The sequence below is a fragment of the Rubrivivax sp. A210 genome, assembly GCF_904426505.1.
Lineage (GTDB): Bacteria > Pseudomonadota > Gammaproteobacteria > Burkholderiales > Burkholderiaceae_C > Rubrivivax.
The window spans coordinates 519,089-542,578 of record NZ_CAJGBN010000012.1 but is presented as its reverse complement, the minus strand read 5'-3'; the positions used below and the strand labels follow the sequence as shown (position 1 = coordinate 542,578).

Annotated in this window: 21 protein-coding genes; 16 read left to right on the top strand and 5 right to left on the bottom strand. The window is 71.0% G+C overall.

Annotated elements, in window-relative coordinates; genetic code table 11:
* The first annotated feature begins 21 nt into the window (after positions 1-21).
* Genes JMV16_RS11175 through JMV16_RS11155 form a run of 5 tightly spaced genes read left to right on the top strand, consistent with a single transcriptional unit; the run spans position 22 to position 4,819 of the window.
* Complete coding sequence (locus tag JMV16_RS11175; protein ID WP_201494308.1) at positions 22-669, top strand: lysophospholipid acyltransferase family protein; 648 nt, start codon at positions 22-24, stop codon at positions 667-669.
* A complete protein-coding gene (locus JMV16_RS11170; protein WP_201494307.1) occupies positions 666-1,649 on the top strand; it encodes a phosphatidate cytidylyltransferase in 984 nt (327 codons plus the stop codon). Before JMV16_RS11175 ends, JMV16_RS11170 begins: the two co-directional genes overlap by 4 nt.
* Positions 1,646-2,194, top strand: a complete 549-nt coding sequence (gene ruvC / locus JMV16_RS11165) for a crossover junction endodeoxyribonuclease RuvC (RefSeq protein ID WP_201494306.1) — start codon at positions 1,646-1,648, stop codon at positions 2,192-2,194. Before JMV16_RS11170 ends, ruvC begins: the two co-directional genes overlap by 4 nt.
* Positions 2,195-2,222: 28 nt before the next feature.
* Entirely contained in the window at positions 2,223-2,918 is a 696-nt protein-coding gene (locus JMV16_RS11160; RefSeq protein ID WP_201494305.1) for a dienelactone hydrolase family protein, read from the top strand.
* Between the two features lie 32 nt (positions 2,919-2,950).
* Entirely contained in the window at positions 2,951-4,819 is a 1,869-nt protein-coding gene (locus tag JMV16_RS11155) for a sensor histidine kinase (RefSeq protein WP_201494304.1), read from the top strand.
* Between the two features lie 114 nt (positions 4,820-4,933).
* Here the strand turns inward: JMV16_RS11155 and JMV16_RS11150 are convergent, their stop codons facing one another.
* A complete protein-coding gene (locus JMV16_RS11150; protein ID WP_201494303.1) occupies positions 4,934-5,089 on the bottom strand; it encodes a hypothetical protein in 156 nt (51 codons plus the stop codon).
* Between the two features lie 242 nt (positions 5,090-5,331).
* Between JMV16_RS11150 and JMV16_RS11145 the strand changes: the two genes are divergently transcribed.
* From JMV16_RS11145 to JMV16_RS11125, 5 genes are read left to right on the top strand one after another with little or no spacing between them, the layout of a single operon-like run.
* Positions 5,332-6,327: an AAA family ATPase gene (locus JMV16_RS11145; protein WP_201494302.1), complete on the top strand. Its 996-nt coding sequence runs from the start codon at positions 5,332-5,334 to the stop codon at positions 6,325-6,327.
* Positions 6,328-6,368: 41 nt separating this feature from the next.
* A complete protein-coding gene (locus tag JMV16_RS11140; protein WP_201494301.1) occupies positions 6,369-8,561 on the top strand; it encodes a patatin-like phospholipase family protein in 2,193 nt (730 codons plus the stop codon).
* Between the two features lie 21 nt (positions 8,562-8,582).
* A complete protein-coding gene (locus JMV16_RS11135) occupies positions 8,583-9,722 on the top strand; it encodes a zinc-binding dehydrogenase (RefSeq protein ID WP_201494300.1) in 1,140 nt (379 codons plus the stop codon).
* A 56-nt stretch (positions 9,723-9,778) separates the two neighbouring features.
* On the top strand, positions 9,779-10,705 hold the full coding sequence (locus JMV16_RS11130) for an ABC transporter ATP-binding protein (protein WP_201494299.1): 927 nt from the start codon (positions 9,779-9,781) through the stop codon (positions 10,703-10,705).
* On the top strand, positions 10,702-11,463 hold the full coding sequence (locus JMV16_RS11125) for an ABC transporter permease (RefSeq protein WP_201494298.1): 762 nt from the start codon (positions 10,702-10,704) through the stop codon (positions 11,461-11,463). Before JMV16_RS11130 ends, JMV16_RS11125 begins: the two co-directional genes overlap by 4 nt.
* A gap of 19 nt (positions 11,464-11,482) precedes the next feature.
* Here JMV16_RS11125 and JMV16_RS11120 read toward each other — a convergent pair whose 3' ends face one another.
* A complete protein-coding gene (locus tag JMV16_RS11120; RefSeq protein WP_201494297.1) occupies positions 11,483-12,571 on the bottom strand; it encodes a M14 family metallopeptidase in 1,089 nt (362 codons plus the stop codon).
* Positions 12,572-12,582: 11 nt separating this feature from the next.
* Positions 12,583-13,782: a M20 aminoacylase family protein gene (locus JMV16_RS11115; protein WP_201494296.1), complete on the bottom strand. Its 1,200-nt coding sequence runs from the start codon at positions 13,780-13,782 to the stop codon at positions 12,583-12,585.
* A gap of 106 nt (positions 13,783-13,888) precedes the next feature.
* Here JMV16_RS11115 and JMV16_RS11110 point away from each other — a divergent pair, with 106 nt between their 5' ends.
* From JMV16_RS11110 to JMV16_RS11100, 3 genes are read left to right on the top strand one after another with little or no spacing between them, the layout of a single operon-like run.
* Complete coding sequence (locus tag JMV16_RS11110) at positions 13,889-15,970, top strand: molybdopterin-dependent oxidoreductase (protein ID WP_201494295.1); 2,082 nt, start codon at positions 13,889-13,891, stop codon at positions 15,968-15,970.
* Positions 15,971-15,998: 28 nt separating this feature from the next.
* Positions 15,999-17,063 (top strand): aminopeptidase, encoded by a 1,065-nt coding sequence (locus JMV16_RS11105; protein ID WP_201494294.1) that lies wholly within the window; start codon positions 15,999-16,001, stop codon positions 17,061-17,063.
* An 18-nt stretch (positions 17,064-17,081) separates the two neighbouring features.
* Positions 17,082-17,414 (top strand): polyhydroxyalkanoic acid system family protein, encoded by a 333-nt coding sequence (locus JMV16_RS11100; RefSeq protein ID WP_201494293.1) that lies wholly within the window; start codon positions 17,082-17,084, stop codon positions 17,412-17,414.
* Positions 17,415-17,426: 12 nt separating this feature from the next.
* Here the strand turns inward: JMV16_RS11100 and JMV16_RS11095 are convergent, their stop codons facing one another.
* Entirely contained in the window at positions 17,427-19,049 is a 1,623-nt protein-coding gene (locus tag JMV16_RS11095) for a DUF4139 domain-containing protein (RefSeq protein WP_201494292.1), read from the bottom strand.
* A 151-nt stretch (positions 19,050-19,200) separates the two neighbouring features.
* On the opposite strand from JMV16_RS11095, the gene lipA reads away from it, so the two are divergent.
* The 3 genes from lipA (at position 19,201) to JMV16_RS11080 (ending at position 22,488) form a co-directional block, all read left to right on the top strand.
* Entirely contained in the window at positions 19,201-20,178 is a 978-nt protein-coding gene (gene lipA, locus JMV16_RS11090) for a lipoyl synthase (protein WP_201494291.1), read from the top strand.
* 188 nt (positions 20,179-20,366) lie between these two features.
* Entirely contained in the window at positions 20,367-21,449 is a 1,083-nt protein-coding gene (locus JMV16_RS11085) for an ABC transporter substrate-binding protein (RefSeq protein ID WP_201494290.1), read from the top strand.
* Between the two features lie 16 nt (positions 21,450-21,465).
* On the top strand, positions 21,466-22,488 hold the full coding sequence (locus tag JMV16_RS11080) for an adenosine deaminase (RefSeq protein WP_201494289.1): 1,023 nt from the start codon (positions 21,466-21,468) through the stop codon (positions 22,486-22,488).
* 25 nt (positions 22,489-22,513) lie between these two features.
* Here JMV16_RS11080 and JMV16_RS11075 read toward each other — a convergent pair whose 3' ends face one another.
* Entirely contained in the window at positions 22,514-23,350 is an 837-nt protein-coding gene (locus JMV16_RS11075; RefSeq protein WP_201494288.1) for a dioxygenase, read from the bottom strand.
* Positions 23,351-23,490 lie beyond the last annotated feature (140 nt).

Here is a 23,490-nt window from a genome sequence, read left to right as displayed (position 1 = left end):
GCCTGGGCTAGCATCCCGCCCATGTCGCTTGCCGACCTCATGGGCCTGGTGCTGGCCTTCATCGCACGGCTCGTCACCGGGGCGCAGGGCCATTGGAAGGGTGCGCCACCCATGGCCGAGCAGCGCATCTACTTCGCCAACCACCAGAGCCACCTCGACTGGGTGCTGATCTGGGCCGCGCTGCCGCGCGAGCTGCGCGTGCGCACGCGCCCCATCGCGGCGCGCGACTACTGGACCGCCACGCCCTTCAAGCAGTGGCTGACGACGGCAGTGTTCAACGCCGTCTATGTCGAGCGTGCCCGCGCCAGGGCAGGAGATGCCGGTGAAGGCGGCGAGGAACAGGATCCGCTCGAGCCGCTGGCCGAAGCGCTGCGCCGCGGCGATTCGCTGGTGCTCTTTCCCGAGGGCACGCGCAGCCACCGTGGCGAGCCCCAGGCCTTCAAGAGCGGCCTCTACCACCTGGCTGAGCAGTTTCCGGGCGTGCAGCTGATTCCGGCCTGGATCGACAACGTGCAGCGCGTGATGCCCAAGGGCGAGGTGGTGCCGGTGCCCATACTCTGCACCGTGACCTTCGGTGCGCCGCTGGCGCCGCAGCCGGGCGAGGACAAGCGCGATTTCCTGGTGCGTGCCCGCGCCGCCGTCATCGCGCTGCGGCCGGCCACGGCATGAGCCGGCTCAAGTCGCTGTCGGTCGACCAGCAGGTGGCGCTGCTCTTCGTGCTGCTCTTCGGCGCGCTGATGCTGGCCACCGCGGTGGTGGTGGTGCTCTCGCTGCGCTGGGGCGACGACGAGAAGCACGCCACGCGCGTGCATCACCTGAAGCGCGAGCTGCGCGTGCTGTGGCTGGGCGCGGCGCTGTTCTGGCTGGCCTGGGCCGCCGGGCCGGTGGGCGCAACGCTGTGCTTCGGCATCGTCTCCTTCCTGGCACTGCGCGAATACATCACCCTGGTGCAGACGCGACGCGGCGACCACCGCAGCCTGATCCTGGTGTTTTTCGCCGTGCTGCCGCTGCAATACCTGCTGGTCGGTACGCGCGCCTTCGACCTCTTCACGGTCTTTGTGCCGGTCTATGTCTTCATGGCCCTGCCCATGGTCAGCGCGCTGGCGGGTGATCCGCAGCGCTTTCTGGAGCGCAACGCCAAGATCCAGTGGGGGCTGATGGTCTGCGTCTACGGCCTCAGCCATGCGCCGGCGCTGCTGCTGCTGCAGTTCAAGGGCTACGAGGGGCGCGGCGCCTTCCTCGTCTTTTTCCTCGTCGTCGTCGCCTCGGTGGCGCAGCTGGTGCAGGCGGCGGCCGGCAGCTGGCTGCGACGGCGCCCGGTGGCGCGTCACATCGATCGCCAGTTCTCCTGGCGCGCCTGGTCCGCCGGCGCGCTGGCTGCCGGCCTGGTGGGTGCGGCCCTGTTCTGGATCACGCCCTTCAAGATCGCCCAGGCGCTGGCGATGGGCTTCATTGCCGCCGGCGCCGGCACCTTGGGCGAGTTCGTGATGAAGGCGCTCAAGAAGGACGCCGGCGTGCGCTTCTGGGGCAACCACAGCTCGGTCACCGGCGCCGTGGGTCTGCTCGACCGCGTTGCCGCCCTGTGCTTCGCGGCGCCGGTGTTCTTCCACTCGGTGCGCTGGTATTTCCAGGCCCGGCCGCCGGGATGAAGATCCTCGGCATCGACCCCGGCCTGCAACGCACCGGCTTCGGCTTGATCGAAGCGGAGGGCGCGCGCCTGGCCTACCTCGCCAGCGGCACCATCAGCACGCTGGAGGCGCCGCGTGGCGACCTGCCACTGCGGCTGAAGCTCATCTTCGAAGGCGTGCGCGAGGTCGTGCAGCGCTACGGCCCCGATTGCGCCTGCGTCGAGATCGTCTTCGTCAACGTCAATCCGCAGAGCACGCTGCTGCTGGGCCAGGCGCGCGGCGCGGCGCTGGCAGCCCTGGTCAGCGCCGACCTGCCGGTGGCCGAGTACACGGCGCTGCAGATGAAGAAGGCGGTGGTCGGCCACGGCCTGGCCGCCAAGACCCAGGTGCAGGAGATGGTCAAGCGCCTGCTCACGCTGCCCGGCCTGCCGGGCAAGGATGCGGCCGACGCGCTGGGCCTGGCCATCACGCACGCCCATGCCGGCGCCAGCATGGCGGCGCTGGCCCAGGCCGCGCCGCTGGCGCGCCGCCAGCATGCGCAGTACCGCAAGGGCCGCACCTATTGATTCCCCGCAGCACCCGTCAGGAGCCGACATGAATACAGCCCCGCAATGGGCCGCCATCGCCACCGGCTTCGATGGCTGGCTGGCCCTGCCGCCGGCCGGCCGCGGGCCGGGGCTGCTGCTGTGGCAGGAGATATTCGGCGTCAATGCGCACATCCGCGCTGTCGCCGCGCAGTACGCGCTCGATGGCTTCGTCGTGCTGGCTCCCGATGTCTTCTGGCGCCAGCAGCCGCGTGTCGACCTCGGCTATGTCGGCGCCGACCGCGAGCGTGCGCTGGCCTTGATGCAGGCACACGGCGCGGCTGAGACAACCGCCGACATCGCCGCCGCCGTGGCCGCGCTGCGAGCTCGGCCCGAGGTGGCCGGCGGCATGGCCAGCCTCGGCTACTGCATGGGCGGGCGGCTGGCCTACCTCACCGCGGCCGGTGGCGGCGTGGACGCCGCCGTGGCCTATTACGGTGGTGGCATCCAGGGTCAGCTGGACCGCGCCGCCGCCATCGCCTGCCCGCTGCAGTTTCACCACGCCGGGCTGGACGATCACATCCCGCCCGCGGCCGTGGATGCCGTGCGCGCCGCCTTCACCGGCAAGCCGGCCGAGTTCCACCGCTACGCCGGGGCCCAACACGGCTTCAATTGCTGGGCGCGTGCCAGCTACCACGCGCCCAGCGCGGCGCTGGCCCATGGGCGCACCCTGGCCTTCCTGGCCGCGCATTTGCGCTGGGGCTGAAGGGGCGTCCGGGCAATGGCATGCTGCAGTCCATGACGGACGCCGATCAACACAAGCCGCTGGCCGCTGCCCCCGCCGCTGCCGCCGCCGCGCCGCCGGTTCCCCTGGCCTGGGGGCCGCTGCTCGAAGAGCACCCGCTGCCCCACCTGGTCTATGAATGGGGCAGCCTGCGGCTGCTGGCGGCCAATGCGGCGGCGCTGCAGCGCTATGGCTGCGGCCGGGCCGAACTGCTGGCGCTGAGCCGCCCCGAACTGCTGCTGCCCGAGGAAGTGCCGGCCCTGCACGCCTTGCTCGCCGATGTTGCTGCAGGCCGCCTGCCGCCGCAGCCGCGCGTCTGGCGCGAGCGCGCCCGCGACGGCCGCCTGCTGCACGCCGACGTGCGCGGCATGCAGGTGCTGTTCAAGGGCCGGCTGGCGCGCCTGGTGGTGGTGGTCGATGCGGGCGCCAAGGCCCAGCTCGCCGCCGACACCGAGCTTTCGCGCCAGCGCCACGAGGCGTTGCTGGCCGCCATCCCCGATCTCTGGCTGGTCATCGACGACGAGGGCCGCTATGCCGAGGTCAGCGACCCCGGGCACCCGGCGCTCTCGGCGCCCTGGCCTGAGAAACTGGGTCGCCGCCTGATCGATGCGCTGGAGCCCGATCTGGCGCGGCTGATCGCCGGCAAGATCGCGCTCGCCCACCGCAGCGGCCAGCCGCAAAGCCACCACTACGAGCTGAAGGTCAGGGACGGGCAGGTGCGTGCCTTCGAGGCGCGCTATGTCGCGCTGGACGGTGGCCGCACGATGATGCTGGTGCGCGACGTGACCGAGAACGTCCAGCTCGGGCGCCGCTTCCAGGACATGGCCGAGGCCGCGCCGCTGGGCATCTTCATGACCGATGCCGACGGCGCCTGCAGCTACGCCAACCCTGAATGGCAGCGCATCTACGGCCTTACGCTGGAGCAAAGCCTGGGCGCGGGCTGGGTCGCCCAACTCCACCCCGAAGACCGCCAGACGGTGCAGCAGCAGTGGCTGGCCGCCGCCGCGGCCACGGCCACCTTCGAGCAGGAGTTCCGCATCCTTGCCGCCGACCAGGTGCGCCGCGTGGCGGTGCGTTCCAGCCCCATACGGCGCGCCGACGGCACCGTGAGCGGGCACGTCGGCACGGTGGTCGACGTGACCCAGGTGCGCGAGATCGAGGCCGCGCGCCAGGCCCAGGCCGTGGCCGAAGAGGCGGGCCGGCGCCAGGCCGGCTTCATGTCGCGCGTCAGCCACGAGCTGCGCACGCCGCTGAACGCGGTGCTCGGCTTCGGCGAACTGCTGCAGCACGACGGCACGCTGGCGGGCACGCACGCGCTCGAGCACATCGGCTACATCGTGCAGGCCGGGCGCCACATGCTGGCGCTGGTGGACGACCTGCTCGAGCTGCAGCGACTGGAGCAGGGCAGCCTGCGGCCGCAGCTGGCGCCGCTGGACCTGGGCCGGCACCTCGCGGCCTGTGCCGAATTGTTGGCGCCGGCTGCGCTCGAGGCCGGCGTGAGCCTGCTGGTCGAGGCGCCGGCGACTCTGACGCTGCAGACCGACGCGCGCTGCCTGCGCCAGATCCTGCTCAACCTGGCCTCCAACGCCGTCAAGTACGCTGGTCGCGGCGCCCGCGTCGTCGTGCGCGTCGAGCGGGACGGTGATCGCGTGCGCATTGCCGTCGAGGACAACGGCCGCGGCATGACGGCGGCGCAGCTGCAGCGCCTCTTCCACCCCTTCGAGCGCCTGGGCCAGGAGAACTCCGGCCTGCCCGGCAGCGGCCTGGGCCTGGTGATCACGCGCCAGCTCGCCCACATGCTGGGTGGCGAGGTCAGCCTGGCCAGCCAGCCCGGTGCCGGGACGGTGGCAACGCTGGAACTGCCGCTCGCGGGGGCGGCCTGATTCGGCGAAGGACAAAAAAGCGCCCCGGGATCGCCGGGGCGCGAAGTGTCTCGCGGACGAGACTCAGGAGGGAGACGGGTTGTGGCGGCCGGGGCCCGGCGGCCTGCCTGGCGCTCAGGCCGTGGCTTGCTTGCCCTGAGCCATCTGCGGCGCCGCTGCCTCGACGCTGGCCAGCACATCGATGCCGGCCAGCGTCGACAACGTCAGCAGGGCGGCCAGCGCGAAGGAGGCCAGGCGGCGGGCGGCGGGGGTGCGAGGGGCGGTGTTCATGGTGGGCTCCTGGGGCGGTGGGCGGGTGTCGATGGCCGTAATTTAGAAAGCCGCGCCGCGTTGCACGAGCGGCTTGCGACGTGTGGTGCATCACGGCCGACGAAGCGCGCTCAGGGTCGACGAGCGGTGTCGCGTGGCGGCCCAGGCCGTATAAAGAGGCCGTGGTCCGCGCCTTGCTAGCCTGAGGGCAGCACAGGCGTCCATCGCCCAAGTCCTGCAAGCCCACCTCTGAGGAGATGCGCATGAGCGAAGATCGTTCGCTGGCCCCGTTGAACCACGGCTCGCTGCCGATTGCGCGCATGCGCGCGGTCTACCGGCTGCAGGAGGTCGAGCAGCGCCTTGACAAGCTCAAGTCGCAGGAGCACGAAAGCCTGCGCAACACCTACGAGCGCATGCTCGAGAAGGGCGCCGAGCGCTTCCAGGTCAAGCCCGGCGGCCTGCCGGCGATGGAGCATCTTTACGACGAGATGCCCAATTTCGGCGAGGCGCTTGACGAGATCAAGCGCCAGCTCGCGCTGTGCCAGGACAGCCGCGATGCGCTGGAGATCGCGCCCATGCTGCTGCTGGGCCCGCCCGGCATCGGCAAGACGCATTTCGCCCGCGGCGTGGCCAGGCTGCTGGGCACCGGCCTGGGCTTCGTCGCGATGAGCAGCCTCACGGCCGGCTGGGTGCTCAGCGGCGCTTCCAGCCAGTGGAAGGGCGCCCGCCCCGGCAAGGTCTTCGAGACCCTGGTCCACGGCGACTACGCCAATCCGGTGATGGTGGTCGACGAGATCGACAAGGCGCGCGCCGAGCATGCCTACGACCCGCTGGGCGCCTTCTACAGCCTGCTCGAGCACGACACGGCCGGCGCCTTCACCGACGAATTCGCCGAAGTGCCGATAGACGCCAGCCAGGTGATCTGGGTTGCCACCGCCAATGACGAGCGCGGCATCCCCGATCCCATCCTCAACCGCATGAACGTGATCGAGGTGCGCGCGCCCGATGCCGACGCGGCGCGCACCATCGCGCTGCGCCTGTACCGTCAACTGCGCGCCGAGCACGACTGGGGCCTGCGCTTCGACGACACGCCGGCCGACGCCGTGCTGGAGGTGTTGATGCAGGTGGCGCCGCGCGAGATGCGGCGGGCCTGGATGACGGCTTTCGGCAATGCCCGCCTGGCCGGCCGCTACGCCATCGAGGTGGCCGACCTGCCGGGCACCGGCGCCAAGCGGCAGCCGATCGGGTTCATGCACTGACCCCTGGCAAGCCCGGGCTGCGGTCGCGCCAGAATCGGCGCATGCCGTTCTTGCCCGCCCGCCTGCTGCTCCTTCTGGCGATCTTGCCGCTCGCTGGGGCGCCGGCGAGGGCCGAGGAGCCTGCTCGCCCTCGCATCGGCCTTGTGCTGGGCGGCGGCGGCGCGCGTGGCGCCGCCCACATCGGCGTGCTGGAGGTGCTGGAGCGCCTGCGCGTGCCGGTGGACTGCGTGGCCGGCACCAGCATGGGTGCGCTGGTGGCCGGCGCCTGGGCCGCGGGGCTGTCGCCGGCGCAGATGCGCTCGGAGCTGGCCGCGGTGGACTGGAACGACATGTTCCAGGACAACCCCGACTACACCGACCTCGACGTGCGCAACAAGCGCCTGCTGCAGCGCTTCCTGCCTGGCAGCGAGACGGGGCTCAAGGGCCTGGAGGCGGTAGGGCCGCCGGGCGTGGTGTCGGGGCAGAAGATCAAGCTCTTCTTCAACCACCTGGTGCGCGCCGACACCGGCGAGCCGCTGATCGAGCGCCTGCCGCTGCCGCTGTCCATCGTCGCCACCGACATCGGCACCGGCGAGCGCGTGGTCTACCGCGACGGCAGCCTGACGCTGGCGATGCGCGCCAGCATGTCGGTGCCGGGGCTGATGGCGCCGCTGGACTATCGCTCGCGCAAGCTGGTCGACGGCGGACTGGTCGACAACCTGCCGGTGCGCGAGGTGCGCGAGCGTTGTGGCGCCCAGGTGGTGATTGCGGTCAACGTCGGCTCGGCGCCGCTGGCGCCCGAGCAGGTGAACGGCCTGCTCAGCATCACGGCCCAGGTCATCGCCCTGCTCACCGAGCAGAACGTCAGCGCCACCCTGGCCACGCTGGGCGCGGGTGACATCCTCATCAAGCCCGACCTCGGCGCCATCGGCGCGGCCGATTTCGAGCGCCACGCCGAAGCCGCCGAGCGCGGGCGCGCCGCCGCCGAGGCCCAAGCCGCGGCGCTGGCTCGCCTGGCGCTGGCGCCCGAGCCTTATGCCGCCTGGCGCCGCCAGGTGGCGGTGGGCGAGCGCGCGCCGCCGCGCATCGACGAGATCCGCATCGCCGGCCTGCAGCGCGCCGACCCGGCAGTGGTAAGCCGCCACTTGGAGCAGCGCCTGGGCGCGCCGCTGGACACCCAGGCGCTCACGCGCGACTTGCTGCGCGCCTATGGCGACGGCCATTTCGAGCGCGTCGACTACAGCATCCTGGACGAGCACGACCGCCGCGTGTTGCGCGTGCTGCCGGTGGAAAAGCCCTGGGGCCCCGACTACCTGCGCCTGGGCCTGCGGCTTGAAAGCACGCTCAGCCAGGGCTCGACCTATCGCCTGCGCGCCGGCTACCAGAAGACCTGGCTCAACGCGCTGGGTGGCGAGCTGCTGGTGAGCGGCGAGATCGGCAGCAGCACCGGGCTGGCCGCCGATTTCCACCAGCCGCTGGACGCTGCCCAGCGCACTTTCGTCGAAGCGCAGGCCGAGTACCGCCGCGAGCGCCTGGACTACTTCTTCCTCGACCAGCGCGTGGCCGAATACCGCAGTGGTCGCTCGCGGCTGGAGGTGGCGGCCGGCCTCACCCTGCCCCAGCTGGGGCAGCTGCGCCTGGGCTGGCGCGAAACCCGCATCAACAACCGGCTCGACACCGGCGTCGACATCTTCGCCCTGATGCCCGAGCGCAGTATCGGCGGCTGGCTGCTGAGCCTGGATGCCGACCGGCTCGACCGCCTCTACGCGCCACGCCGCGGCTGGGCGCTGCAGGCGAGCTGGTTCGAGTCGCCGCGGCGCGACTATTCGCGCGCCAGCTTCGAGGTTCGCGGCGCCATGCCCTGGCAGAACTACGTCGTCGGCAGCCGCGTGGCCTGGGTCGGCGCAGCGCGCGGGGAACTGCCGCTGTCCGATGCCGGCCGGCTGGGTGGCTTTCTCAACCTCACCGGCTTTGCCAACGGCCAGCTCATCGGCGACGACGTGGCCTATGCCCATGTGCGCGCCGAGCGCATCATCGGCCGCCTGCCACTGGGCCTGCGCGGCGACATGCGCCTGGGCGTGGCGCTGGAGACCGGCCGCGTCGGCCTGCCCTATGCGCGCCAGCGCCGCGACGGCTGGCTGCAGTCGCTGGCCGTCTACATCGGTGGCGAGACGCCGCTGGGCCCGGTCTTCCTGGGCCTGGGCCAGGGCAGCGGCAAGTCCACCAATGCCTATCTCTTCATCGGCACGCCCTGAATCCATTCCCGGAGACCCGCCTTGGCCGAAGACCTCCCCCGCAGCGCGCTGCAACTGCGCTCCCTCGTCCGCCGCAGCGGCGAGCTCGAACTGTCCCTGGCCCGCATCGACGTGCCCGCTCCGGGGCCGGGCCAGGTGCTGGTGCGGGTGGAGGCGGCGCCGCTCAACCCCTCGGACATCGGCCTCATGTTCGGCGCCGCCGACATGGCCGCGCTGCGCGCCTCGGGCACGCCCGAAAGCCCGGTGGTGACGGCGCCGATACCGGCGGCGGCCATGGCCGGCATGGCGGGGCGCTTCGACCAATCCCTGGCGCCGGGCAACGAGGGCGCCGGCACGGTGGTCGCGGCCGACGCCGGCAGCGCGGCCCAGGCCCTGCTGGGCCGCCGCGTCGCGGTGCTGGGCGGGGCCATGTACAGCCAGCTGCGCGTGGTCGACGCCGCCCAGTGCCTGCTGCTGCCGCCCGACGCCAGCGCGGCCGAGGGCGCGTCCTGCTTCGTCAACCCGCTCACGGCGCTGGGCATGGTCGAGACGATGAAGCGCGAGGGCCACCGCGCCCTGGTACACACGGCGGCGGCGTCCAACCTGGGCCAGATGCTCAACCGCGTCTGCCTGCAGGACGGCATAGGCCTGGTCAACATCGTGCGCCGGCCCGAGCAGGTGGCGCTGCTGCGAGGGCAGGGCGCGCATCATGTCTGCGATGCCTCGGCGCCGAGCTTCAACGATGACTTGACCGAGGCCATCACCGCCACTGGCGCCACGCTGGGCTTCGACGCCACCGGCGGCGGCCGGCTGGCCGGCCAGATCCTGGGCGCGATGGAGGCCGCCCTGGTGCGTGGCGCCAGCAGCTACAGCCGCTATGGATCGACCACGCACAAGCAGGTCTATCTCTACGGTGGCCTGGACACCGGCCCGACCGAATTCGTGCGCAACTTCGGCATGAGCTGGGGCCTGGGCGGCTGGCTGGTCTTCCCCTTCCTGCAGAAGATCGGCGCGGCGGCGGCCCAGGGCTTGAAGGATCGCGTCGCCGCCGAGCTGCGCACCACCTTCCGCAGCGACTATGCGCGCGAGATTTCGCTGCTGCAGGCGCTGGACCTGCGGGAGATCGCCGACTACGGCCGCCGCGCCACCGGGGCCAAGCTGCTGATCAACCCCAACGCCTGAGCGGCGCGCCAGGGGGCGGGAGGGCGGCGAAACGGGGCGCACGCTATTCTCGGCCCATGCCCACCATCCTCGACATCCGCGGCGTCTCCAAGACCTATGCCTCGGGCCAGCGCGCGCTGTCCGGCATCAGCCTCACGGTCGAGCGCGGCGAAATCCTGGCCCTGCTAGGCCCCAACGGCGCCGGCAAGACGACGCTGATCGGCATCGTCTGCGGCATCGTGCGCGCCAGCGCCGGCACGGTGGCGGTGGACGGCCACGACATCGTGCGCGACTACCGTGCCAGCCGTTCGCTCATCGGCCTGGTGCCGCAGGAGCTGACCACCGACGCCTTCGAGTCGGTGTGGGCCACCGTCAGCTTCAGCCGCGGCCTCTTCGGCAAGGCGCCCGACCCGGTACACATCGAGAACACGCTGCGCGCGCTGTCGCTGTGGGACAAGCGCGACGCCCGCATCATGACGCTCTCGGGCGGCATGAAGCGGCGCGTGATGATCGCCAAGGCGCTGTCGCACGAGCCGCGCCTGCTCTTCCTGGACGAGCCCACGGCCGGCGTCGACGTCGAGCTGCGGCGCGACATGTGGCAGCTGGTGCGCGAACTGCGCGACACCGGCGTCACCGTGATCCTGACCACCCACTACATCGAAGAGGCCGAGGAGATGGCCGACCGCATCGGCGTCATGCGCAAGGGCGAGCTGCTGCTGGTGGAGCGCAAGGTCGAACTGATGGCCAAGCTGGGCCGCAAGCAGCTGACGCTGCAGCTCGAGCAGCCGCTGCACCGCCTGCCAAGCGCCCTGGCCGCCTTCGCGCCGGCGCTCTCGGCCGACGGGCTGGCGCTGACCTACACCTACGACACGCGCGCCCACGGCAGCGGCATGGTGGCCTTTCTCGAGGCGCTGGGCGCGGCCGGCATCGCCTTCAAGGACTTGCAGACGACGCAGAGTTCACTGGAAGACATCTTCGTCAGCCTGGTGCAGGAGCGCGCATGAACGTCCACGCCGTCAAGGCCATCTATGCCTTCGAGATGGCCCGCACCTGGCGCACGCTGATGCAGAGCATCGTCTCGCCGGTGCTCAGCACCTCGCTCTACTTCGTCGTCTTCGGCGCTGCCATCGGCTCGCGCATCCCCGAGGTCGGTGGCGTCAGCTACGGCGCCTTCATCGTGCCCGGCCTGGTGATGCTGTCGCTGCTGACGCAGAGCATCTCCAATGCCTCCTTCGGCATCTACTTCCCGCGCTTCACCGGCACCATCTACGAGCTGCTTTCGGCGCCGGTGTCCTACCTCGAAATCCTGCTCGCCTACGTGGGTGCGGCGGCCACCAAGTCGGTGATCCTCGGGCTCATCATCCTGGCCACGGCCACGCTGTTCGTTCCGTTGCGCGTCGAGCACCCGCTGTGGATGCTGCTCTTCCTGGTGCTGACGGCGGTGAGCTTCAGCCTGCTGGGCTTCATCATCGGCATCTGGGCCGACAACTTCGAGAAGCTGCAGGTCATCCCGCTGCTGGTCGTGACCCCGCTGACCTTCCTGGGCGGCAGCTTCTATTCCATCGATATGCTGCCGCCCTTCTGGCAGAAGGTGGCGCTGCTCAACCCGGTGGTCTACCTGATCAGCGGCTTCCGCTGGAGCTTCTACGGCCAGGCCGACGTGAGCCTGTGGTGGAGCCTGGCCATGACGGCGGTCTTCCTGGGTGCCTCTCTGGCGGTGGTGGCCTGGATGTTCCGCACCGGCTATCGATTGAAGGCATGAGTCCGGCGGCGCGGGCTTGTCAGGCGGCGCCCAGCCCCGACACCGCTTGCCGCGCCGCCTCCAGCCCCTGCTCGACGATGCGCCGCTTCCATTCCGGCGTGTCGGTGTAGAAGGCGTCGCGCATGCGCCGCTTGGCGGCGGCGCGCCGCGCCGGCGGGGCCTCGGGGTGGTTCTCGAACCACTGGTCCTCGCGCAGCGCCTGGATCACCGCGTTCATGGGTTCGGTGCCGTATTCCAGCGCGATGCCGGTGTACTCGGCCTGGGCGCATTCCTGGTAGGCCGCCAGCCACATCAAGCCCGTGAGCAGGGCCGACGACGAGGAGCCGTCGTAGATGGAGGTCACGCCTTCGCCCCACCAGGCGCGGGCGCGGGCCAGGGCAGAGGCATCGTCGGCGCAGGCCAGGATGCGCTCGCCGTGGCCGCTGGGGCCGAGGCCGGTGTGCAGGTCTATCCAGGCCAGGCGGGTGCAGCGGCGGCCGTGCTCCTGCAGCACATGGCGCAGGGTCTGCTGGCTCCACGTCGGGTTGACGCCGCCGTAGAACAGGCCTTGGGGGTGGGCGTGCTGGCCGGCGCTGATGGCGGTCTGCAGGCCGCGCGCACCGTGGCGGGCGGCATAGGCGGCCAGTTGGGCCTGGTTGTCGGCGCTGGGCGGCCACTGCGCCGGGATCAGCAGGTGGGCGATCTCGTCGTAGGCCGGGTTGGCCGGCAGCGGACGCGAGAAGTCATGCCAGTTGCGGTTGAGGTCGACGTTCTCCTGCGTCGTGCGACGCCCGTGGCTGAAGCCCCAGGGGTTGAGCGCATGGACATAGAGCAACGCGACGCCGGCAGCACGCGCCTGGGCATGGAAGCCGGCATCGGCCAGCAATGCACCCTGCACGCCCGAGCCGCAATAGCCTTCGACGCCGTGGCAGGCGCTGCTGATGATGAGCAGGGCTTGCGCATCCGGCGCGCCCAGGCGCGCCACGTCCATCGCCAGCGTCTCGCCGTCGCGGCCTAGCAGCGGATGGCGGTGGGCATGGACGTCCAGGCCCGCCGCCTCGGCCGCGGCGACGAACCTGGCGCGCGCCTCGGCATAGCTCTGGGCAAAGAAGCCGGCGGCGCTGCCCATGGTGGCCGCCTTCAGGCGTCCGACGGCGCCGCCAGCCAGGCCTCGGCGATGCGCACCCAGGCGGTGGCGCCCAGTGGGATCAGCTCGTCGTTGAAGTCGTAGCTGGGGTTGTGCAGCATGCAGGGCCCGAGGCCGTGGCCGCCGTCGCGGTGGGCACCGTCGCCGTTGCCGAGCACGAAGTAGCAGCCCGGCTTGGCCTGCAGGAAATAGCTGAAGTCCTCGGCGCCCATGGTGGGCTCGAAGGCCACCACGTTGGCCGGACCCACCACCTCGCCCATCACCCGGCGCACGAACTCGGTCTCGGCCGGGTGGTTGACGGTGGGCGGGTAGTTGCGCGTGAACTCGAATTCGCAGCCGGCGCCGAAGGCCGCGCAGGTGTGCTGGGCCACGTCGCGCATGCGCTGCTCGATGAGGTCGAGCACCTCGACCGAGAAGGTGCGCACGGTGCCGCGGATCTCGCAGGAGTCGGGCACCACGTTGGTGGCCTCGCCGGCGTGGATCATGGTTACCGAGATCACGCCCGGGTCTATCGGTCGTCGGTTGCGCGTGATGATGGTCTGGAAGGCCATCACCATCTGCGCCGCCACCGGCACCGGGTCTATGCCCAGGTGGGGCAGGGCGGCGTGGCTGCCCTTGCCGCGCACGACGATGCGGAACTCGTTGCTCGAGGCCATCATCGCGCCCGGGTTCAGCCCCACCATGCCCACCGGCATGCCGGGCCAGTTGTGGGCGCCGAACACGGCCTCCATGGGGAACTTCTCGAACAGGCCGTCGCGCATCATCTCGCGTGCGCCGCCGCCGCCTTCTTCGGCGGGCTGGAAGATCAGGTAGACGGTGCCGTCGAAGTTGCGGTGCTTCGCCAGATGACGGGCCGCGGCCAGCAGCATGGCGGTGTGGCCGTCGTGGCCGCAGGCGTGCATGCGGCCGGGGTGGCGGCTGGCGTGGGCGAATGTGTTGTGCTCGGTCATCGGCAGGGCGTCGATGTCGGCGCGCAGGCCCACGGCACGCGCGCTGCTGCCATTCTTGACGATGCCCACCACGCCGGTCTTGCCCAGGCCGCGGTGTACCGGGATGCCCCAGTCGGCCAGCGCACGGGCGATGACGTCGCCGGTGCGATCTTCCTGGAAGCAGAGTTCGGGGTGGGCGTGGATGTCACGGCGGATGGCGGCAATGGCGGCGGCGTCGGCCAGGATGGGTTCGATCAGCTTCATGGCGGCGGCTCTTCTGGGGCGGGTAAGCCGATGATCTTATCGACGCCGGGCCGCCGCCGCAGCCCTGCCCGGGCAAACCCCGGGGCCCTTGTGCGATAGTGTTTCCATGAGCTCCGCCACCGTTTCCCTGGCCACGCGCACCGTGCGCGGCGCATGCCCGCACGACTGCCCCGACACCTGCGCGCTGCGCATCACGGTGGAGGATGGCCGCGTCACCCGCGTCGCCGGCGACCCCGACCACCCGCCCACCCATGGCGCGCTGTGTACCAAGGTCAGCCGCTACCCCGAGCGCAGCTACCACCCGGACCGCGTGCTGACACCGCTCAAGCGCGTCGGCCGCAAGGGCGAGGGCCGCTTCGAGCCCTGCGGCTGGGACGAGGCGCTGGACGACATTGCCGCCCGCCTGCAGGCCATCGCGGCGCGTGACCCGCAGGCCATCCTGCCCTACAGCTACGCCGGCACCATGGGCCTGGTGCAGGGCGACGGCATGGCGGCGCGCTTCTTCCACCGTCTGGGCGCCAGCCTGCTCGACCGCACCATCTGCAGCAGCGCCGGCGGCGAGGCGCTTACCGCCGCCTACGGCCTGCCGGTGGGCATGCACGCCGAGCACTTTGCCGAGAGCCGGTTGATCCTCATCTGGGGCAGCAACTCCATCACCTCCAACCTGCATTTCTGGACCTATGCCCAGCAGGCCAAGCGCAATGGCGCGAAGCTGGTGTGCTTAGACCCGCGCCGCACCGAGACGGCCGAGAAATGCCACCAGCACATCGCCCTGCTGCCGGGCACCGACGGCGCGCTGGCCCTCGCCCTGATGCACGAGCTGATCGTGAACGACGGGCTCGATCTCGACTATCTGGAGCGCCATGTCGCGGGCTGGCCCGAGTTGCGCGAGCGCGCGCTGCAATGGCCGCCCGAGCGCGCCGCTGCTGAGTGCGGCATCACGGCCGACGAGGTGCGCGGCCTGGCGCGCGACTATGCCGCGACGAAGCCCGCCGCCATCCGCCTGAACTACGGCATGCAGCGCGTGCGCGGCGGCGGCAATGCCGTGCGCCTGATTGCCATGCTGCCCTGCCTCACGGGCGCCTGGCGCCACCGCGCCGGCGGCCTGCTGCTGTCCAGCTCGGGCTGGTTCCGGCCGCACATGCGCTCGGCCTGGCTGCAGCGGCCCGATCTCCTGGGCGAAAGGCGGCCACGCACCATCAACATGAGCACGATAGGTGACGACCTGCTGCGCGAAACCTCGGCCGGCTTCGGCCCCAGGGTCGAGGCCGTCGTCGTCTACAACAGCAACCCGGTGGCGGTGGCGCCCGAGAGCGCCAAGGTGGCGCGCGGCTTTGCGCGCGAAGACCTGTTCACCGTGGTGCTCGAGCACTTCCTCACCGACACCGCCGACCACGCCGACTACGTGCTGCCGGCCACCACCCAGCTCGAGCATTGGGATGCCCACCGCGCCTACGGTCACACCTACGCCATGCTCAACGAGCCGGCCATTCCCCCGCTGGGCCAGTCGCGCTCCAACGCCGAGGTCTTCCGCCAGCTGGCGGCGCGCATGGGCTACACCGAGCCCTGCTTCGCCGACAGCGACGAGGCCATGGCGCGCGGCGCCTTCGACCCCGAGCATGTGGACCCCGCGGCGCTGGCCGAGAAGGGCTGGGCCAAGCTGAAGATCGCCGACGCCCCCTTTGCCAAGGGCGGCTTTCCCACGCCCGACGGCCGGGCCCGCGCCGGCACCGCTCCCGGGCTTGGCGTGCCCGACTACATGCCCAATTACGAAGGCCCGCGCTCCGCGCCCGAGCTGGCGGCGCGCTACCCGCTGGCGATGATTTCGCCACCGGCGCGGCACTTCCTCAATTCCAGCTTTGCCAATGTAGACAGCCTGCGCGCCGCCGAGCGCGAGCCGCTGCTGGAGATGCACGCGCAGGACGCCGCCGCCCGCGGCATCGCCAGTGGCGCCACGGTGCGCGTGTTCAATGACCGCGGCAGCTATCTGTGCAAGGCCGAAGTGAACGCCCGGGCCCGCCCGGGCGTGGTCAATGGCCTGGGCGTGTGGTGGCGCAAGTTCGGCCTGGCTGGCACCAATGTCAACGAGCTGACCCACCAGCAGCTCACCGACATCGGTCGCGCACCCGCCTTCTACGATTGCCTGGTCGAGGTCGCGCCCTGCGACGGGCCGGCGGCCGTGGCCTGAAGCCGCAGTGGCGAGGGACTGGCGACGCATGGCCGCCTGGGGCCTGGCCGGCACGGTGCTGCTGATGGCAGTCGCCAGCCTGGGCAGCGGTTGCACCTCGGTGGGCTACTACGCCCAGGCCGCCGGCGGCCACTTGGAGCTGATGCGGCTTTCGCGCCCGGTGGCCGAGGTGATGCAGGATGCGGCCACGCCGCCGGCGCGGCGCGAGCGGCTGGCGCTGAGCCAGCGCCTGCGTGACTTTGCCGTGAGCGAGCTGAGGCTGCCGGACAACAGCAGCTACCGCCGCTATGCCGATCTGGGCCGCGAGGCCGTGGTGTGGAACGTGGTGGCGGCGCCCGAGTTGTCGCTGGAGCTGAAGACCTGGTGCTACCCGCTGATGGGCTGCGCTGGCTACCGCGGCTATTTCAATCGCGCCGATGCCGACGCGATGGCGGCCGCATTGCGCGCCCAGGGGCTGGAGGCCAGCGTCTACGGCGTGCCGGCCTATTCGACCCTGGGCTGGAGCAACTGGCTGGGCGGCGACCCGTTGCTCAACACCTTCATCGGCTGGCCGGAGTCCGACCTGGCGCGGCTGATCTTCCACGAGGTCTCGCACCAGGTGGCCTACGCGGGCGACGACACCACCTTCAACGAGTCGTTCGCCGTGGCGGTGGAACGCATCGGTGGCCGGCGCTGGCTGGCGCTGCACGGCAGTGAGGCGGCGCGCGCCGAGGCCGCGGCCCAGGAGCAGCGCCGCGCCGAGTTCCGCGCCTTCGCGCTGCGCTGGCGCGGCGAGCTCGCCGCCATCTATGCCAGTGCTGATGCAGACGCGGCCAAGCGAGCCCGCAAGGCCGAGGCGATGGCGCGCATGCGCGCCGAATACGCCGAGATCAAGGCCGCGCGCTGGGGCGGCCATGCCGGCTGGGACGACTGGATGGCGCGCGCCAACAACGCGGCCCTGGGCGTGATGGCGGCCTACAACGAGCTGGTGCCGCAGTTCGAGGCCTTGTTCGAGCGCGAGGGCGGTGACTTCGACCGCTTCTATGCCCGCGTCAAGGACTTGGCCGCCTTGCCCAAAGACCAGCGCCGCGCCAAACTCGCCGCCCCATCCTGACTGAACACGGAGCCGCTTGTGGCCGACATCCGCATCCACCGCGACCACACGCTGGGCCTGGCCAAGGCACGCAAGATCGCCTGGGCCTGGGCCGAACAGGTCGAGAAGGAATTCAGCATGGAATGCACCGTGGTCGAGGGCGAGGACAGCGACACGGTGGAATTCACGCGCAGCGGCGTCAACGGGCGCCTCATCGTCGCCGCCGACCACTTCGACCTCGAGGCCAAGCTCGGCTTCCTGCTCGGCGCCTTCGCCAAGACCATAGAAGCCGAGATCACCAAGAACCTCGACGGCCTGCTCGCCGCTGCGCCCGCCGCCAAAAAGGCGGCAGCGAAGAAGAAGGCCGGTTGAGTCGAGGTTGACTTAACGCGACTCGCTGATCGGCATGTCCTTGGGGTGGCTGATCAGGTAGTCGGCCGTGAAGCGCTGCTTCTGCCCCGGCGCCAGCGTCTGGCGCCAGGCCTTGATGCCGGGCTGCTCCTGCCAATCGCCAGCCTGGGGCTCGGGGCTGAACTGGCGTGCCACCGTGATCTTCTCGTCGGTGGACACGGGCGTGGCCTCCAGCACCTCGAGCTGCACGGGGCTGCGGCGGCGGTTTTCCACCGTGTAGCCGCGCGTGATGCGGCGCTCGCTGCGGGTGCCGATGAAGCCGGTCTCGGCGCTCTTGCTCTGCGCCGGATCGACCTGCACACGCACCTGCTCGTCGCGGCCGAAGGGCAGGGTCAGGCGCTCGCGCGGGCCCAGGCTGAAGACGCTCTGGCCCACGACCTGGTTGCCGCGCATCAGGCGCAGCGGGCCATCGGGCCAGACGCCCTCGGGTCGCGCCAGTTCGGCCACCAGCCAGGCGCTGGCGTCGAGCGCTGGCGTCGCCTGAACCTTGAGCTGCACCGGCCAGCGCGCGCTGCCCAGGCTCAGGCTCACGCGCTCGGCGCCGCTGCCCACGTCCACCGCGCCCGGCACCTCGAACTCGGTGGCGAATTCGCCCTGAACCACCTGGACCTCGAAATCCGGCGTCTCTTCAGCGGCGCCGGCATCGCGCGCCATCTTTGGCGCCGGCGCTGCGGCGACTGCGAAGCTGCGCGAGCTCATGGCCATCTCCGCCCGTTCCCGCACCGGCGGGCGTGGCGAGACCTCCCAGCGCCGCGGCTGCGGCCCGGCGGTGGCGCCGCGTGGCGTGCCGGTGGACAGGCGCAGCGAGACGCCGGTCCAGTCTTCGCCGCTGCGCTGCACCACCTGGGCCTGGCGCTCGATCTCGACCTGGCCGGCCTCGACATCGAGGGCGGCGCGGTAGGCCGGCCCCCAGGTCGGCCCGGCCACCTGGTAATGCAGGCGCAGTGCGCCCTCGGCCTTGGCGGCCAGCGCGATGCGCAGCTGGCGCACGCTGCCCTGTGGCTTGCCGCCGCGCTCGCGCTCGGCCAGCAGAGGCTGCAGCTCGCGCTCCAGCGTCTCGCGCTCGCGTTGCAGGCGGTGCTGCTCCTGCAACGCCTGCTGGCCACCGCGCTGGATGGCGGCCAGCGTGGCCGGCAGGCCGGCGGTCGGTGGCGGCGGCGCGGCGCGCGGTGCGCTGGCGGCCTCGGCCGCGCCCAGGCCGCGCAGAAAGCCCAGGGCCAGGTCGTGGCCGCCGGTCTCGGCCTGCAGCGTGGCGATGCGGTCTTCCAGGGCGCGGATGCGGCCGTCCAGCGGGTGGGCGCTGCACTCGGCAACCTCGGCGCGCGGGCGGTTGCGGGCGCTCACCGGGCCGATGCGGATGGCGGCGTCGGCCTCGATGCGCAGCGTGGCGAGGTCGAACTCCGGGCTCAGGCAGTCCAGCACCAGCTCGCGTGCGCCAGCGGCGACGCGGGCGCTGCGCTCCACCGCCGCCAGGCCCGGGTAGACGGTGACGCGCTCGATGCGCGAGGCGCGGTTGTCTGCGGCTTGGGCGGCCGATGCGGCGGCCAAGGCAGCCATCGCGGCGGTGGCCAGGGTCAGGTTCAAGGGTTTCGTCATCGTGGTGCTCCCGGGGATGCGGCTTGCAGCCGCCAGTATCCGCGCCCCGGGCTCCCGCCCTCGTCAGCATGCATCAGGTGGGGCCGCTAAACTGCGCGTCCCCTTTCCAGCCGCGCGCCCAGGCCCCAAAAAGGTTGCGGCGTCCCGCACGATGAGCACCACGCCCCCCGCGGCCTACGACGCCAGCGCCAAGCAGAAGTCGCAAGCCAAGACCTCGCGCATCCCGATCAAGATCGTGCCTGCCGAGACGCTGAAGAAGCCCGACTGGATACGCGTCAAGGCCGGTTCGCCGACGACGCGCTTCTACGAAATCAAGCAGATCCTGCGCGAGCACCAGCTGCACACCGTGTGCGAGGAAGCCAGCTGCCCCAACATCGGCGAGTGCTTCGGCAAGGGCACGGCCACCTTCATGATCATGGGCGACAAGTGCACGCGCCGCTGCCCCTTCTGCGACGTGGGCCACGGCCGGCCCGACCCGCTGGACCCCACCGAGCCCGAGAACATGGCGCGCACCATCGCCGCGCTCAAGCTCAAGTACGTGGTCATCACCAGCGTCGACCGCGACGACCTGCGCGACGGCGGCGCCGGCCACTTCGTCGAATGCATCGCCAAGACGCGCGAGCTGTCGCCCGAGACCAAGATCGAGATCCTGGTGCCCGATTTCCGCGGTCGCATGGACCGCGCGCTCGACATCCTGAAGGCGGCGCCGCCGGACGTGATGAACCACAACCTCGAGACCATTCCGCGCCTGTACAAGGAAGCGCGGCCGGGTTCCGACTACGCCTTCAGCCTGAACCTGCTCAAGCGCTTCAAGGAAGTGGTGCCGGGCGTGCCCACCAAGAGCGGCCTGATGGTGGGCCTGGGCGAGAACGACGAGGAAATCCTGGCCGTCATGCGCGACATGCGCGAGCACGGCATCGAGATGCTCACCATCGGCCAGTACCTGGCACCCAGCGGCCACCACCTGCCGGTGCGGCGTTATGTCCATCCCGACACCTTCAAGATGTTCGAGCGCGAGGCCGCGGCCATGGGCTTCAGCCATGCGGCGGTGGGGGCCATGGTGCGCAGCAGCTACCACGCCGACCAGCAGGCCCACGCGGCGGGCGTGCCCGACGCCGTTGCCCAGTAAGGCGGGCGTGCCCGACGCCGTTGCCCATTGAAGGCGGCCTGCCCGCCGCAGTCGTGAACTATGGCGGGCCGGGCCGGTGCCGTGGGCTGATCGCCTTTCACCTGTAACTCCCAGGGTGCACACTCGCCGTTCCGGCATTTGCCGGGGCTAGGGGTGGCATGGTGGCGAGGCTCCTGATTCTGGTTTGCATGGCCCTGCTGGGCCCCGTCGTTGCCTGGGCCCAGGCGCCCATCGTCGTGCATCACATCGGCCCCTTCACCGGCGTGCTGGCGGGCTCCAACCTCGAGGCCATCACCGGCGCCAGGCTCTTTCTCGATGGGCTCAATGCGCGCGGCGGCGTCGGCGGTCGGCCGGTCAAGCTGGAGACGCTGGACGACGGCCAGGACGCCAAGAAGGCCGCCGCGCTGCTCGAACAGTTGCTGGCCGAGAAGAAGGTGCTGGCGCTGCTGATGCCGCGCACGACGCCGTCGACCGAGGCCTTGCTGCCCCTCATCGCCAAGGCCGGCATCCCGATGATCGGGCCGCAGAGCGGCGCCTCCTTCGTCAACGATCCGCCCAAGCGCGAGGTCTTCCCGCTGCGCGCCAGCTACCAGAAGGAAGCCGAGCGCGCCATCCGCCAGCAGCATTCCATTGGCGTGCGCAGCTTCGGCCTGCTGCTCGCCGACGACGCCTTCGGCCGCGACACCATGGCCGGCGTCGACCGCGTGATGAAGGAACTCAAGCTGGCGCCAGCGGTGATCGCCAGGTTCGACAACCGCAAGGCCGATGTCGCCGCCGCCGTACACGAGATCGCCCAGAAGCGGCCCGAAGTCGTGCTGCTGATTTCGTCCAGCAAGGCGGCGGCCGAGTTCATCAAGGGTTATCGCGGCCTGGGCCAGGCCGCCACCTTCGTCTCGCTGTCCAACACCAGCAACATCGATTACATCGAGGCCCTGGGCGAGCACAAGCGGGGCGCCATCGTGATGCAGGTGATGCCGTCGCCCTTCAGCGGCAACACGGCGCTGGCGCGCGACTACGGCGCCGCTGCGGCTGCGGCCAAGACGCCGCCGTCCTATGCCGGCTTCTACGGCTTCGCCGTTGCCAAGCTGCTGGGCCAGGCGCTGGCGCGAGCCGGCAAGGACATCACGCCATCCAGCCTGGTGCAGGCGCTCGAAGGCCTGGGCGAGATCGACCTCGGCGGCTACCGCCTGCACTACGGCCCGGGCGACCGCACCGGCTCGACCTATGTCGATTCGACCATCATCACCCAGGACGGGCGCTTCATGCGCTAGGGGCAGGGGGCCGCACATGGAAACCGCCTTCCATGATCTGCTGCGGCGCATGCCCAAGGCCGAGCTGCACATCCACATCGAGGGCTCGCTCGAGCCCGAACTGCTCTTCGCGCTGGCGCGGCGCAACGGGGTCGCGCTGGCCCATGCCGATGTGCAGGCGCTGCGCGCCGCCTATGCCTTCAGCGACCTGCAGAGCTTTCTCGACATCTACTACGCCGGCGCCGCCGTGCTGCTGCACGAGCGGGATTTCCACGACCTGGCCTGGGCCTACCTGCAGCGCGCCGCCGCCGACGGCGTGGTGAGGGCCGAGATCTTCTTCGACCCGCAGACCCACACCGAGCGCGGCGTGCCCTTCGCCGCGGTGATCCAGGGCCTGGCCAGCGCCTGCCGCCGTGCCGAGGCCGAACTGGGCCTGAGCGCAGCGCTGATCCTGTGCTTTCTGCGCCACCTGAGCGAAGCATCGGCCCAGGCCACGCTGGAGCAGGCCCTGCCCTGGCGCCAGCATTTCATAGCCGTCGGCCTGGACAGCAGCGAGCGCGGCCATCCGCCGGAGAAGTTTGCACGCGTGTTCGCGCGCTGCCGCGAGCTGGGCCTGCGTGTGGTGGCGCATGCGGGCGAGGAAGGTCCGCCGGCCTATATCGAGAGCGCGCTCGATGTGCTGCAGGTGGAGCGCATCGACCACGGCGTGCGCTGCCTGGAAGACCCGGCCCTGGTGCAGCGGCTGGCCACCGCGCGCACGCCGCTGACGGTGTGTCCGCTGTCCAACGTGAAGCTGCGCGTCTTCGACACGCTGGCCGACCACTGCCTGCCGGCGCTGCTGGACGCCGGCCTCTGCGCCACCATCAACAGCGACGACCCGGCCTACTTCGGCGGCTATCTGCTGAAGAACTTCGTCGAAACCTTTCAGGCCTTGCCACAGCTCGGGGCGCGCCAGGCCCATGGCCTGGCGCGCAACAGCCTGCAGGCCAGCTTCGCAGCCGACGCCGACAAGGCCCGCTGGCTGGCGGCGCTGGACGACTGCTTTGCCGGCTTGATCTAGCGCCCGGTGCCCGGGCCGCCGGGTGTCAGACCGCCAGCGCCTGCGCGCCAGGCCCGAAGGCATAGGCGTCCATGCCCAGGTCGCCATAGGTCAGGCTGGCGTGGATGCGCGTGGCGGGCGTTGCTCCGGCTGCAGTGGCGGCGCCGCCGGCCACATAGAAGGGCAGCAGGTGCTCGTCGGTGGGGTGCATCAGCGCCGCATGCGGCGCCTGGCGGCGGTAGTCGAACAAGGCCTCCCAGTCGGCGGCCGCGCCGCGCGTGGCAAACCATTCGCGGAAGGCCGTGCTCTCGGGCGTGGCCGGGCGCTCGGGCGGGTGCATGCCGCCTCCGGAGAAGACGCGCCTCAGGTTGTGGGTGATGCTGCCGCTGGTGAAGATCAGCACTCCTTCGTCGGCCAGCGGCGCCAGCGCCTGGCCCAGCGCGAACAGCTGGGCCGGCGTCCAGCTGGGCGGCCAGGCCAGGGGCAACACCGGCACGTCGGCGGCGGGGAACATGTAGTGCAGCGGCGTCCAGATGCCGTGGTCAAGCCCGCCCTGCTCGACACGGTGTACCGGCAGACCGGCGGCGGCCAGCAGGCCGGCCACGCGTTCGGCCAGGGCCGGCGCGCCGGGGGCGTCGTAGCGCATCTCGTTCAGGCGCGGGTCGAAGCCGCCGAAGTCATACACCGCCTCGTGCCGGGGCGCGGCCAGCAACACCGGCTCGCGCGTCAGGCTGTGGGCCGAGATCGCCAGGATGGCCTTGGGCCGGCCGTAGGTGGCTGCGATGGCCGGGCCCAGGCGTTGCATGAAGGCGCCGGCCTCGCGCGGCTCGAGCGCCGTCATCGGGGATCCGTGCGAGAGGTAGAGGGGGGGCAAGGTCTTCATGCCCTCATTGAAGCACCGCGCGGCCGGCGCGGGGTTCAGCGTGCTTGCACGGTCAATTCAAGCCGCTCCATCGGCGGGCCGGCTTATCGGCTACCGTGACGGGATGAGCCAGCCCCTGTCCACGCCTGCGTCTGCCCCGC